The organism is Massilia varians (genome assembly GCF_027923905.1).
GTDB classification, from domain to species: Bacteria; Pseudomonadota; Gammaproteobacteria; order Burkholderiales; family Burkholderiaceae_D; genus Telluria; species Telluria varians_B.
Genome location: NZ_AP026966.1, coordinates 4,512,332 through 4,525,296 on the forward strand (window position 1 = coordinate 4,512,332; position 12,965 = coordinate 4,525,296).

At 65.7% G+C, this 12,965-nt stretch carries 14 protein-coding genes; 10 read left to right on the forward strand and 4 right to left on the reverse strand.

Annotation, left to right across the window (positions count from 1 at the left end):
- The first annotated feature begins 138 nt into the window (after nucleotides 1–138).
- The 6 genes from gmk to MasN3_RS20370 all read left to right on the forward strand — a co-directional run bounded on the left by gmk (nucleotide 139) and on the right by MasN3_RS20370 (nucleotide 6,454).
- The gene (gene gmk / locus MasN3_RS20345) at nucleotides 139–786 is read left to right on the forward strand and encodes a guanylate kinase (RefSeq protein WP_281909722.1); all 648 of its coding nucleotides are present in this window, start codon (nucleotides 139–141) and stop codon (nucleotides 784–786) included.
- 57 nt (nucleotides 787–843) lie between these two features.
- On the forward strand, nucleotides 844–1,047 hold the full coding sequence (gene rpoZ / locus MasN3_RS20350) for a DNA-directed RNA polymerase subunit omega (RefSeq protein ID WP_005665923.1): 204 nt from the start codon (nucleotides 844–846) through the stop codon (nucleotides 1,045–1,047).
- 77 nt (nucleotides 1,048–1,124) lie between these two features.
- Complete coding sequence (locus tag MasN3_RS20355) at nucleotides 1,125–3,365, forward strand: RelA/SpoT family protein (protein ID WP_281909741.1); 2,241 nt, start codon at nucleotides 1,125–1,127, stop codon at nucleotides 3,363–3,365.
- Nucleotides 3,366–3,520: 155 nt separating this feature from the next.
- On the forward strand, nucleotides 3,521–4,021 hold the full coding sequence (locus MasN3_RS20360) for a hypothetical protein (protein WP_281909743.1): 501 nt from the start codon (nucleotides 3,521–3,523) through the stop codon (nucleotides 4,019–4,021).
- 201 nt (nucleotides 4,022–4,222) lie between these two features.
- Entirely contained in the window at nucleotides 4,223–4,660 is a 438-nt protein-coding gene (locus MasN3_RS20365) for a hypothetical protein (RefSeq protein WP_281909745.1), read from the forward strand.
- Nucleotides 4,661–4,666: 6 nt separating this feature from the next.
- On the forward strand, nucleotides 4,667–6,454 hold the full coding sequence (locus MasN3_RS20370) for a hybrid sensor histidine kinase/response regulator (RefSeq protein WP_281909747.1): 1,788 nt from the start codon (nucleotides 4,667–4,669) through the stop codon (nucleotides 6,452–6,454).
- A 16-nt stretch (nucleotides 6,455–6,470) separates the two neighbouring features.
- On the opposite strand, the gene MasN3_RS20375 is transcribed toward MasN3_RS20370, so the two are convergent.
- On the reverse strand, nucleotides 6,471–7,037 hold the full coding sequence (locus MasN3_RS20375) for a hypothetical protein (protein ID WP_281909749.1): 567 nt from the start codon (nucleotides 7,035–7,037) through the stop codon (nucleotides 6,471–6,473).
- Between the two features lie 455 nt (nucleotides 7,038–7,492).
- On the opposite strand from MasN3_RS20375, the gene MasN3_RS20380 reads away from it, so the two are divergent.
- Complete coding sequence (locus tag MasN3_RS20380) at nucleotides 7,493–8,377, forward strand: PilZ domain-containing protein (RefSeq protein ID WP_281909750.1); 885 nt, start codon at nucleotides 7,493–7,495, stop codon at nucleotides 8,375–8,377.
- Between the two features lie 18 nt (nucleotides 8,378–8,395).
- On the opposite strand, the gene MasN3_RS20385 is transcribed toward MasN3_RS20380, so the two are convergent.
- The 3 genes from MasN3_RS20385 to greB form a co-directional block, all read right to left on the reverse strand.
- The gene (locus MasN3_RS20385; protein ID WP_281909753.1) at nucleotides 8,396–8,857 is read right to left on the reverse strand and encodes a YciI family protein; all 462 of its coding nucleotides are present in this window, start codon (nucleotides 8,855–8,857) and stop codon (nucleotides 8,396–8,398) included.
- A 71-nt stretch (nucleotides 8,858–8,928) separates the two neighbouring features.
- Nucleotides 8,929–9,525 (reverse strand): biliverdin-producing heme oxygenase, encoded by a 597-nt coding sequence (locus MasN3_RS20390; RefSeq protein WP_281909754.1) that lies wholly within the window; start codon nucleotides 9,523–9,525, stop codon nucleotides 8,929–8,931.
- Nucleotides 9,526–9,572: 47 nt separating this feature from the next.
- Entirely contained in the window at nucleotides 9,573–10,142 is a 570-nt protein-coding gene (gene greB, locus MasN3_RS20395) for a transcription elongation factor GreB (protein WP_281909757.1), read from the reverse strand.
- 59 nt (nucleotides 10,143–10,201) lie between these two features.
- Between greB and MasN3_RS20400 the strand changes: the two genes are divergently transcribed.
- The 3 genes from MasN3_RS20400 to MasN3_RS20410 are packed head-to-tail and all read left to right on the forward strand — an operon-like array spanning nucleotide 10,202 to nucleotide 12,902.
- Nucleotides 10,202–10,822 carry a hypothetical protein gene (locus tag MasN3_RS20400; RefSeq protein WP_281909760.1) on the forward strand — a complete coding sequence of 207 codons (621 nt, stop codon included), beginning with the start codon at nucleotides 10,202–10,204 and terminating at the stop codon, nucleotides 10,820–10,822.
- Nucleotides 10,819–12,258: a sensor histidine kinase gene (locus MasN3_RS20405; RefSeq protein WP_281909762.1), complete on the forward strand. Its 1,440-nt coding sequence runs from the start codon at nucleotides 10,819–10,821 to the stop codon at nucleotides 12,256–12,258. The genes MasN3_RS20400 and MasN3_RS20405 overlap by 4 nt, the downstream gene beginning before the upstream one ends.
- A complete protein-coding gene (locus MasN3_RS20410; RefSeq protein ID WP_281909764.1) occupies nucleotides 12,255–12,902 on the forward strand; it encodes a response regulator in 648 nt (215 codons plus the stop codon). Before MasN3_RS20405 ends, MasN3_RS20410 begins: the two co-directional genes overlap by 4 nt.
- The last annotated feature ends 63 nt before the right edge of the window (nucleotides 12,903–12,965 follow it).

Consider the following 12,965-nt stretch of genomic DNA (forward strand, 5'->3'; position numbering starts at 1 on the left):
CGCGCGGACGGGGGACCCGTCTACCCTACCAGTGCGATTGTGTAGGGTGGACGGGTTTCCCGTCCGCGCATTCAAACTTATGATGAACACCACGCGGCTTTGGATGCCGTAATGGACAAACGCAACATGGAAAAATCAATGATCACTCCCGCCCTCTCCGGCAGCCTGTTCGTCGTCGCCGCGCCCAGCGGCGCCGGCAAATCGACCCTGGTCAACGCCCTGCTGAAGCTGGAACCGGGCATCAAGCTGTCGATCTCGACCACTACGCGGGCGCCGCGTCCGGGCGAGCAGGACGGCCGCGAATACCACTTCACCACGGCCGAAGACTTCGTCGCGCGCGCCGACCGCGGCGAATTCCTGGAATGGGCGGAAGTGCACGGCAACTACTACGGCACCAGCCGCCTGACCGTGGAACAGGAAATGAAACTGGGCACCGACATCCTGCTGGAGATCGACTGGCAGGGCGCGCGCCAGGTGAAAAAACAGTTCCCCGACGCCGCCGGCATCTTCATCCTGCCGCCGTCGATCGAAGCCCTGGAGGAACGCCTGCACAAGCGCGGCACCGACGAACCCCACATCATCACCCGCCGCCTGCTGGCCGCCGGGGGGGAGATGGCTCACGCTCCGGAGTTCGAATATGCTATCATCAACGAAGAGTTCAACGTCGCCCTCGCAGAACTGCAGGCGATTGTCAAAGCGACACGTTGCCGTTTCGCCCAGCAGGCGGCCCGCAACGCCGACTTGTTTGCCCAGCTGGGAATCCACGCGCAACAACCAAATTTGTGATCTAGCAGCGTGCGGCACCGCAAGGTCGTCGCGCATTGTCCAATTCAGGAGTGACCTATGGCCCGCATTACCATCGAAGATTGCCTCAAGAACGTCCCGAACCGCTTCCAGCTGACCCTGGCCGCGACCTACCGCGCGCGCCAGCTGCTGCAGGGCCACACCCCGAAGGTCGAAGCCAAGGACAAGCCGACCGTCGTCGCGCTGCGTGAAATCGCCGCCGGCAAGGTCGGCCTGGAAATGCTGAAGAAAGTGCCGATGTAAGACCCTCCGGGGAACCTGGATTTCGCTATATCGATATTCTGTTATTCTGTGCCTACACTGGCTGATCGATATTACATATGAGTTTGTCTTCCCCGGATTCGACCCATCCAGGCACCCCTGCCCGCACCAAGCGTCCGGGCAAAGCGCAAGACGCCGAGACCCCGGCGCCCGCCCCGGGCGTCGCCTCGGTCACGCAGCTCATCAACAAGCTGTCCGACTACCTCACCCCCGCCGAGCTGAAAAAGGTCAAGGAAGCCTACCGCTTCTCCGACGAGATGCACCTCGGCCAGGTCCGCAAGTCCGGTGAGCCGTACATTTCCCATCCGATCGCCGTCGCGGAGATCTGCGCCGAGTGGAAGCTCGACGCCCAGGCCATCATGGCCGCGCTGCTGCACGACGTGATCGAAGACCAGGACGTCAAGAAGGACGAACTGATCGAGCGCTTCGGCGCCCAGGTCGCCAACATGGTCGACGGCCTGTCCAAGCTGGAAAAGATCGAGTTCCAGAGCCAGATCGAGGCCCAGGCCGAGAACTTCCGCAAGATGCTGCTGGCCATGGCCTCGGACGTGCGCGTGATCCTGATCAAGCTCGCCGACCGCCTGCACAATATGCGCACCATGGGCGTGATGGTGCCGGCCAAGCGCCGCCGCATCTCGCGCGAGACCATGGAAGTCTACGTGCCGATCGCGCACCGCCTCGGCCTGAACAACATCTACCGCGAGCTGCAGGACCTGTCCTTCGCCCACCTCTACCCGCTGCGCTACTTCACGCTGGCCAAGGCGATCAAGGCGGCGCGCGGCAACCGCCGCGAGGTGGTCAAGAAGATCCTCGAGGCGGTCAAGACCCAGCTGGCCACGGCCGGCATCCAGGCCGAGGTCTACGGCCGCGAGAAGACCCTGTACGGCATCTATAAAAAGATGCGCAACAAGCACCTGTCGTTCTCGCAGGTGCTGGACGTGTATGGCTTCCGCGTGGTGGTCGACACGGTCCCGAACTGCTACGTGGCGCTCGGCACCCTGCACGCCCTGTACAAGCCGATGCCCGGCAAGTTCAAGGACTACATCGCGATCCGCAAGATCAACGGCTACCAGTCGCTGCACACCACCCTGATCGGCCCCTACGGCACCCCGGTCGAATTCCAGATCCGCACCCAGGACATGCACCGCACCGCCGAAAGCGGCGTGGCGGCGCACTGGCTGTACAAGACCGGCGACTCGAACATGTCGGACCTGCAGCAGCGCACCCACGCCTGGCTGCAGTCGCTGCTCGACATCCAGCAGCAGACCGGCGACTCGGCCGAGTTCCTCGAGCACGTCAAGGTCGACCTGTTCCCCGATTCGGTCTACGTGTTCACCCCCAAGTCGAAGATCATCGCCCTGCCGCGCGGCGCCACGGCGCTCGACTTCGCCTACTCGATCCACACCGGCATCGGCGACCACACGGTGGCGGTCAAGATCAACAACGAGACCCAGCCGCTGCGCACCGAACTGCACAACGGCGACATCGTCGAGATCGTCACCGATCCGGATTCGCGTCCGAGCCCGACCTGGCTGTCGCTGGTCCGCACCGGCAAGGCGCGCTCGGCGATCCGCCATTACCTGCGCACCGTGAACGTCAACGAGTCGGTCGAACTGGGCCAGGAGCTGCTGGCCGGGGCGCTGGCGGCCCGCAACATCGGCCCCGAGCTGCCCGCGGCGACCATCGAAAAGCTGCTGGCGGAATCCTCGGCCAAGTCGATGGAAGAGCTGTACGCCGACATCGGCATCGGCAAGCGCATGCCGCAGCTGGTGGCGCGCCACATCTTCGGCCTGATGGACGCCGACCCCGAGCACAAGCCTTCCAGCCTGCCGCTGCCGGCAAGCGACATCGACCCGGTCACGATCTACGGCAGCGAAGGCGTATCGGTGCAGCTGGCGCCCTGCTGCCTGCCGATCCCGGGCGACCAGATCACCGGCCAGCTGCGCCGCGACCAGGGCCTGGTGGTGCATACCAAGGACTGCCTGCCGGCGGCGCGGGTCCGCTCCAAGGAGCCGGACCGCTGGATCGCCGTGCAGTGGGGCGAGGAACTGAACCGCCGCTTCGACTGCCGCATCCGCCTGCTCATCAACAACGAGAAGGGCATCCTGGCGCGCGTGGCGGCGGAGATCGGCGAATCCGACGCCAACATCACCTATGTCGGCATGGACGAGGACGACGAACATCTGATGACGCAGCTGCGCTTCACCATCCAGGTAAAGGACCGCGTGCACCTGGCGCAGCTGATCCGCAATCTGCGCAGGGTGGCGGGGGTCAATCGGGTCGAGCGCGAGCGGTCCTGATACCGTCAACGGCAGCCGCGGCCGGACGCCCGACCGGGCCGGCCCGGCCGTCCGCATGCAAGCCCCATACCCCACGCACAGCTCATCCATTCGTGCGCTCATTGGCAGCTTGTCCATATTACTATTTGGACAATTCCCACCACGAGAGCGCTTGCATGAATAAAACTTCCTTCCGTTTTGCTGTCGCGTCCCTGCTGCTGGGCGCAAGCTTCGCCGCGCCGACCGCCTCGGCCGCTTCGCTGGTCACCAAGCCGCTGGTCATTTCCGGGGTCATCCATGAGGTGCTCGGTCCGTCGCTGCGCTGCACCTCGAAGCTCGGCGGAACGCTCGTCGGGCACGGCAACGATCCGGCCCTCGGCCCGGTTGCCTTCATGGGCAAGGACTGTGTTACGCCCAACGGCCCGCTGCTCACCTTCAGCGACGGCCGCATCACCCTGCTCACCAAGAGCGGCGAGGTGATCTACGCCAACTACAGCGGCCAGGCGGTGCCGACCGGCGACGGCAAGGTTGCCTTCAGCAATGCCACCTTCCAGATCACCGGCGGCACTGGACGCTACCACCGGGCTTCCGGCGGCGGCGACTTCACCGGCAGCCAGGAACTGTTGACCGGCGCCGGCACCATCAAACTGAGCGGGAAAATCACCTACCGCGAGTAAGCGCCTTCACTGCAGTCCGCCGGGATGTGCGCCGTGGCGCCGCGCCCGCGCACCGACGGCGGGCGCCGCCTTGGTGCCTGCCGGAACGCATCGACGCCCCTTCAATAGCTTGCAAGCTCAATAGCGCCACGAACCGACGCGCCACAAAGCCGCGTCCTGCACTTGCCTGTTAGAATCTCCAGGTTAAACCTAGAGAACAGCATGAAGACGCGTACTTACCTTGCCGCGATCGTCCTGACCGTCCTTGTACCGCTGCTGGCACTGTCCGCCTGGGGCCTGTTTCTCCTGCTGGAGGAAGAAAAGGAGGCGCGGCTGCTGACGGTCGAGGTGCGCGCGCGCTCGATCGCATTGTCCATCGACAAGGAACTGGTCCGCGCCGAGGGCGCCTTGCGCGTGATCGGCCGCACCGACCTGATGGCCAGGGAAGACTTTTCGTCCCTGTACGAACTGATGCGCAGCACGATTACCTCGCCGGATTCCTGGGCTGTCCTGTACGGCGCCGATGGAAGCATGCTGATGCACACGCACCATCCCTACGGCACCCGTTTCGACGAAGGACCGAACACCTGGGTTGCGCAGGCGATCGCGCTGGGCAAGCCGAGCGTGTCGAACCTGCGTGAGGGGCGCGCCGGCAAGTGAAAGGTCGTGTCGGTCAACCTGCCCGTGAAAAGCGCCAGCGGGCGCCAGTTCCTGCTCTCGCATACTTTCCACGTCAGCCATATCACCGCCCTGCTGCACCGTTCCGAATTGCCGCCGACCTGGGTCGTGGGGGTGTTCGGCGAAGACGGCATCTCGATCGCCCGCAATCTGCGCGAACAGGACTTCGTCGGCAAGCCGGTCAAGCGGGAACTGTTCGAAGCCTCGCGCAAGCGCGCCAGCGGCAGGCTGAACAATGTGACGCGCGAAGGCATCCAGGCCTACAACACCTTCACGCACACGACGCGCGCGAACTGGACCGTCGCCATCGCCGCCCCGGAAGAAGAAATCAACCGGCAGGCGCGCACCGCCACCCTGATCGCCGCGTGCGTCCTGCTGTTCACCCTCGGCAGCGCCGTGGTCGGCATCGTCCTGTTCGCGCGGCGCCTGACCGCGTCCTTCGACCTGGCCCTGGATGCGGCCAAGTCGCTCGAACTGGGCAAGATGCCGGTGGTCCAGCCCTCGGGGGTGGTCGAAGCCGACGTGCTGCAGCGCGCCCTGCACGACGCCGGCGTCAAGCTCGAAGCGGAGAACGAGGCTCGCCAGCGGCTCGAGCGGGAACGCGAGCAGCTGCTGCGCAGCGAACGGGAAGCGCGGCGCGCGGCGGAGAACCAGAACAGCGCCAAGGACGAATTCCTGGCCATGCTGGCCCACGAACTGCGCAACCCGCTCGCGCCCATCGTCGCGGCCGCGCACTTGCTCAAGCTGCCGGGACGGGACGACGCGAGCGTGCAGCGCACCGGCGACATCATCATCCGCCAGGCCGACCACCTCAAGTCCCTGATCCACGACTTGCTGGACGTCTCGCGCGTGACCCGCGGACTGGTGTCGATCGACCGCCAACCGGTCGAGATCGACGCGGTCGTCAGGAGCGCCATCGAACAGGCGCAGCCCCTGATCGATGCGCGCAAACATACGCTGGCGCTGGAACTGCGCGCGCCGGGGGCGATCGTCCTGGGCGACAAGAAGCGCCTGGTCCAGGTGATCGCCAACCTGTTGACCAATGCCGCCAAATACACCCCGCCGGGCGGCAGGATCGCCTTGTCCGTCGAGACGCACGGCGAGCGGCTCGCCATTGCCGTCTCCGACAACGGCATCGGCATCGATCCGGACCTGCTGCCCCACGTGTTCGACCTGTTCAGGCAGGCGGAGCGTTCTGCCGACCGCTCCCAGGGCGGCCTGGGACTGGGGCTGGCACTGGTGCGCAGCATCATGACCATGCACGATGGGCAGGCCGGCGCGCACAGCGACGGCATCGGCAAGGGCGCCTGCTTCACCCTCACCCTGCCCCTGCATGCCGAACCCGCGGCGCAGGGGGGCGCGCCGCACGAGACCGTGCGGGGAGGCGCGGCGCCGGTGCGCCTGATGATCGTCGACGACAACGTCGATGCGGCGCGCGCGCTTGCCCACCTGCTGGAGGCCAAGGGACACCATGTCACGGTCATGGAGAACGCCCACAGCGCCCTCGAAGAAAGCCTGCGCCGGCCGCTGCCGCTCTACATCCTGGACATCGGCCTGCCGGATATCGACGGCTATGAACTGGCGCGCCGCCTGCGCGCCGCTCCCGGCAGCGCCGGCGCGGTGCTGGTCGCCCTCACCGGCTACGGCCAGATGCACGACCAGGACAAGGCCTTCGCGGCCGGCTTCGACCACCACTTCGTCAAGCCGATCGACATCGCGGCGCTCGACCGCATCCTGGCCGACGCCGCGCAGGCGGGACAGGCCGTCTGCGGCTGAGACGCGCCCGCGGCCCTCAGTGCCGGCGGCCCACGCCCGGCGCGGCCGGAACGAGTTCGGTGAAGGCCAGCGTTTCCCCGGACAGCAGCGCCGCCTCGTCGTGGCGGTAGCCGCACAGCGCGGTGGCCAGCATGAGCGGCACTTCGAACAGGCAGTCGACGTCGGCATCGGCGCCGCCCTGTTCGTCCTGGGTCGCTTTCATTTCGGCGTGGATGGTGTCGAGCAGCGCGGGAGGCGCGCCGTCCACCGCAAGGTGGTACAGCCCTTGTTCAGACAGGTGGACCACGTCCCACAACTTGGCCCCATCCTTGTACTGGAAGGCGGCGCTGGCCATGACGTGTTCCTCGACCTGGCAGCCGAGCGCCTCGCAGCCGGCCGACAGCCGGGCCATGCTCCCGGCCTGGGTAGCCGGGTGCGCCATGTCCTTGAAGACCACCAGGTAGCCGCCCCCCGGCAGCGCCGCGCCGGATACCGGGCTCTCGTTCGCCTCATCGGGTTCGCCGCTGTCGGCCAGCGACAACTGGGCGAGGATGTCGTCTTTTGATTTGCCGCGTATCGCGATCCAGGCAAGGGAAAATCCCATGGGCTGCGTCCTTTCGAATAGCTGTGTCCTTGGGCGCCAAGTGTGGGGCAATCCACTTCGCGTGGCAACTCGATCGGGCTCTCATGCCGGCGTTCCGCTCTTTGCTGGGTTGGCGATCCCGTCCATGGGCATGCCGTGGAGCTGGCTCAAAGCGCGGCTTTGCCTGCCTGGCGGCCATCGTCGACCGGGCAGGACGCACTGACCAGGCCAGGGAAAACGGCGAAACCGGGCAGCTGCTGGAGTAAAAACTTGGAACGAACACAGCTTGCATTAGCAGATTCAGCGTTGTAAATGATGGGCCACTTTACGCTGCGTCTGCCTGGCTGTTTCATTTTAGTGACAAGACATGCATATGCGCGATGTCCTCCTCAGGACCCTTGCATTGAACATTGCTGCTTTTATTAATCCATGTCAACATTGACAATGCAAAGCTAATAGTCAGTAATTGAGAAAACATGGAAAAGCAGAAGTTCGTATATGTTTCGGAAAGCGATATACGCGTCGGGGCAGCATTACCATGGGCACTCTATCTACGCTCAGGCGAGTTGCTGGCCCCAGCCGGTTATGTGATCGCAGACCAGACTGCACGCGACCGCATTCTGCTGGCCAAGCCAATGCGGGCGTCACGGGCTGGCGACAAGCCAGGCGACCTGGTTTCGGCGATCGAAGAACTGGACATGCCAGGGCCGACGAGCGACCCCTTGCAGTCGCTGAAGCACAACGCGGAAAGTATGATTATCACTTTCCAGTTCCCGGGGGATTACGACCCGCGCTCGGTCCATGTCGAATTTTATGGGCGCGTACCTTTACAATCGATCATTGTCTCCGCGCCGGCAGTGCGTGCCGCCAATGGACAGAGCTGGCAGCATTTTGAAGGACTTCCAATGACGGCCCAGGTCATTTTCGGGCGGACTGTCTGCGCATTCAAGACTTCACTCATGCGTTTTGCAAGCCTGCCAAGCGGGCATTTGTTTCTGCGCTATCCAACCGAAGCGGTCAGTAAGCCCTTCCGGCAAGCCCTGCGGGTAGAAGTGAAACTGCCGACGTCGATCACCCTGGCGGACGGTACGGTACCCGGCATCATCACCAACCTGTCGAGCGGCGGTTGCGCAATCTCCACAGGGTTTATCCTGGGCGATGTGGGGACGCTGATCAAACTTGCGTTTCGATTCAAAATCGCAGGCAAGCCGCACCTGGTCCAAGTGAGTGGCACCGTTCGCAGCATCAAGGGCAAACTGTCTCAACAAATGCAATACGGCATTGCGTTCGACTCAGGGATCGAGGAATCTGCTGAATTAGCACTCAAATCCTTCGTGTACGAACACCTCGCCGAGCAATAAACGAAGCAAGCGCATTGGCTATTCGATCGACTTCGCCGGCGTCATGCCTGGCTCGGCGCCGGCCAGCGCCGCGCGCTGGCGTTCCTCCTGTTCGCGTAGTTCCGGGGTCATGGCCTCGCCGAAGTCTTCCATGTCGAAGATCTGGCGGATCTCGATTTCGGCTTCGCCGCCCGCCATCGGCATCGGCACCCGCTTGACCCAGGCGATCGCCTCTTCCTTCGACGCCACCTTCCAGATCCAGAAGCCGGCCAACAATTGCTTGGTTTCGGCAAAAGGGCCATCGACCACGCGAACATTTCCACTTTTATCGAAATAAACCCGTGCGCCGCGCGAGGACGGGTGCAGTCCCTCGCCCGACAGCATCACGCCGGCCTTGATCAGCTCGTCGTTGAAGTTGCCCATGTCCGTTAGCAGTTTCTCGTCAGGCATTTCGCCTGCTTCGCTGTGCTTGTCCGCCTTCAGCAAGATCATGAATCGCATCGCATCCTCCGTCTGGTTGTTGACGCCACGACGATCGGGAAGGCGGGGAATCGACATCGTCCCCGAGTTTTTTACATCTTCTCCAGCTGCGCAAGTTCGAGGATCGCATCGAAGGCCGCACAGGCCCCGGCGCAGGCCTCGGCAACTTCCGCCGGAGCGCTGACCTGCGCGCGCAGCGCCGCCATGAAGGCGCGCCAGCGCGGGCCGGGGCCGCGCTCGTCGCCGCGCAGGTAGCGCAGCGGATGCGGGGCCAGCGGCCCGGCCAGCTTGCCGTACAGGACGGCGCCGCCCAGCTGCGAGCCTTCGATCACGTAGGCCACGCCCCAGCGCCAGGCGGCGCTGGCGTCCTCCGGCCAGGCGGGGGCGGGACGCAGCGGCGGGACCTCGGGCATGCGCGGCTCGGCCAGGTCGGCCTGGATCAGGGCCAGGCGTTCGACGGGCGGCAGCGTGGGCTCGGCCTGCGGACCGTCGGCAAAGCCCGCCAGCCAGCGCTCGAGCGGCGCCAGCCAGTCGCGCAGCATGACCAGGTGCGCGGCGTAATGGTCGAGGGAAGGAAGGGGTGCGGACAGCGGCAAGCCGCTGTCGAGCCGCTCGTGCCGCGAGGCAGTCGCAGTCCGCAGCGCGGCCAGTACGTCGGTGTCGCGCGCGGAATCGTTGGAACGGTTCATGGTGCTCGGTAAGCGGCGAATCGTCCATCTTACCAGCCCCATGGGCTTCAGTCTGTAACGGGTTCGGGATATTCCACTGAAAGAATCTCCAGCTCGTCGGTACCGAGCGGCGTCTGCAGCGTGATGAGATCGCCTTCGCGCGCCTTGGTCAGCGCGCGCGCCACCGGCGAGACCCAGCTGATCTTGCCGCGCAGCGGGTCGAGCTCGTCGACCCCGACGATGGTCACGGTATGCTCCTCGCCCGCCTTGTTGAGGTAGGTGACGGTGGCGCCGAAGAAGACCTGGTCGTTGCCATGATGCACGCTCGGGTCGACCACGAAGGCCGAATCCATGCGCTTGGTGAGGAAGCGGATGCGGCGGTCGATCTCGCGCAGGCGGCGCTTGCCGTAGATGTAGTCGCCGTTCTCGGAACGGTCGCCGTTCGAGGCGGCCCAGTGCACCACCTTCACCACCTCGGGCCGGTCGACGTCGATCAGCTGCAGCAGCTCGTCCTTGATGGCCTTGTAGCCGGCCGGGGTGATGTAGTTCTTGGCCCCGGCGGGAATCGCCTGGGCCAGCGCCAACGCCTCGGCGTCGTCGTCGTCGTTGTCGGTCTCTTTTACGAATGCCTTATTCATCATCTTATTGTAACGGCAAGCAGCGCCCGCCGGCTCACGCTTCCCGTATCATGTGCTGCATGAAACGCGCACACGCACGATCCCGGCTGCTCGCGCCCCTGGTCCAGCTGGCGGCGCTGGTGCTGCTCGCCGAGGCCTGGACCTGGGACCTCGGCAGCCGCGCCGCCGCGCGCATGGCGGCCTGGCCGCCGCTGCGCTGGCTCGAGGCACGGGTCCGGGCCCTGCCGGCCTGGGCCGCCCTGTGCGCCTTCGTGCTGCCCGGACTGCTGCTGCTGCCCGTCAAGCTGCTGGCCCTGCTCGCCATCGCCCACGGCCACGCGCTGGCCGGCCTGGCCGGCTTCGTAGCGGCCAAGCTGGGCGGCGCCGTGGTGGTGGCGCGCATCTACGTGCTGACCCTGCCCACCCTGCTCACCCTGGCCTGGTTCGCGCGCTGGCACGGCGGCTTCCTGCGGCTGAAAGGGCGCCTGCTGGCGGCCCTGCGCGCCAGCGGCTTCTGGCGCCGGGTGCGCGCGGCCATGGCCGATGGGCGGCGCCGCCTGCGCCGGCTGCTGCGCCGCGCCGGGCGCCAGCCGAGCCACCTGGCGCGCGTGCTGCGCCGCCCCAAGACCCGCGTCAGGTCACGATTCGCAGCGCGCGGGCAGGCGCGCCATCAAGACAAGACAGAAACCGAGCTTCCATGAGTCCCATCCTTGCCCTGGCCGCCGAAATGCAGGCGGCCGCTTCCGAAATCTTCCTGCTCGACGCGACGACCCTGCGGGTGATCGACACCAACCAGGCCGCGCGCCTGCATCTCGGCATGGAGGCGGCCGCGCTGGAGGCGATGGACGCCTACGCCCTCGCGCCCGGCCTCGACCGCGCTACACTGGACGAGCTGCTGGCCGGGCTGGGCGAGGAAGTCGGCGCCCAGGTCAGCCTGCGCACCCGCTTGCGGCGCGTCGACGGCAGCAGCTATCCGGTCCGGCTGTGTTTCCTGCGCATCGTGCGCGATGGCCGCTCGCTGCTGCTGGCGATCGCCGACGACCTCAGTCTCGAGCAGGCCTCCGCGCAGGCGCTGGCCGAGTCGCAGGCGCGTTTCGACGCCATCGTGCGCCATACCCCGGGACTGGTGTTCCAGTTCGTGCTGTACCCGGACGGGCGCCAGGATTTCCCCTGGCTGAGCGAGGGCTGCTCGGCCCTGCTCGGCCTGTCCGTGTTGGAACTGCAGCGCGCCGCGGGACTGTTCGAGCAACTGATCCTGCCGGAAGACCGCAAGGGCTGGCAGGAATCGATGGCGGCCTCCAGCGCCGCCATGAGCGCCTGGAACTGGGAAGGCCGGATCTGGATCGACGCCTGGAAGGACGTCAAGTGGATCAACCTGCGCGCCACCCCGCATCCGATCGACGGCGGCGCGGTGCAGTGGGACGGCATCATGACCAACATCAGCGCCAGCAAGGAGGAACAGGAAGCCAGCATGCGCTCGCGCGCCCGGCTGGCCGAACTCACCGAGCACATCGAGCAAGGCAAGGAACAGGAGCGGGCCCGCATCGCGCGCGAGATCCACGACGACCTCGGCGGCAACCTTACCGCCATCAAGATGGCGCTGGCCATGCTGAGCGCGCGCCTGCCCGACGACCAGCCGGCCCTGCTGGAAAAGGCCAACTACCTCGACGACCTGGTCGACCGCACCATCGAGGCGGTGCACCGCATCTCGCTCGACCTGCGCCCCACCATGCTCGACCTCGGGATCGTGGCCGCGCTGGAGTGGCAGGCGCGCGAATTCGAGAAGCAGATGGGCATCGCCTGCATCTTCCGCTGCCAGGAGAAGGAAATCGTCCTCGACGACGACCATGCCACCGCCCTGTTCCGTATCTTCCAGGAAGCGCTGACCAATATCGCCAAGCACGCCCACGCGACCCGGGTGACGGTGCAGCTCCGGCCCCAGCGCGCCCACCTGACCCTGACGATCTGCGACAACGGCCGCGGCATCAAGGCCAGCGACCGCTTCAAGCCGCAATCCTTCGGCCTGCACAGCATGAGCGAGCGCGCCAAGGCCTTCGGGGGGACGCTGGCCTTGTCGTCCGCGCCCGGAGGTGGCACGATGCTGACTATCAAGACCAGGCTGGCAACAGAACAATGAGTGACAAGGCAACAATCCGGGTATTCATCGCCGACGACCATGCGATCGTGCGCGAGGGCCTGAAGCAGATCCTGGCCGAGCAGCGCGACGTCATCGTCGCCGGCGAAGCCGAAACCGGGCTCGATGCCGTCAAGCTGGTCGGCAAGGCGCGGCCGCACGTGATGCTGCTCGACATCTCCCTGCCCGACCGCAACGGCATCGAGGTGCTCAAGCAGATCAAGAAGGACAGGCCCGAGCTGGCGGTGCTGATGCTGTCGATGCACCGCGAAGACCAGTATGCGATCCGTTCGCTGAAAGCGGGCGCGGCCGGCTACATGACCAAGCAGAGCGCCCCGCGCGAGCTGGTGACGGCGATCCGCCAAGTGGCCGCCGGCCAGAAGTACGTCAGCGCGGCGCTGGCGCAGACCCTGGCGGCCCAGGTCGGCGAAGACCACGAGGCGCCGCCGCACGACGCCTTGTCCGACCGCGAGTACCAGACCCTGACCATGATCGCCTCCGGAATGACGGTCAGCGACATCGCGCGCGAACTGTCGCTGTCGGTGAAGACGGTGAGCGAATACCGGGCCCGGCTGCTGGCCAAGATGAAGCTCAAGAACAGTGCGGAGCTGACCCATTACGCGATTCGCAACCAACTAGTAGGCTAATTTTGTAGGGTGGGCGGGTCTCCCGCCCACGCGTTCAACTCCCGCGAGCACTGTGTGAACGCG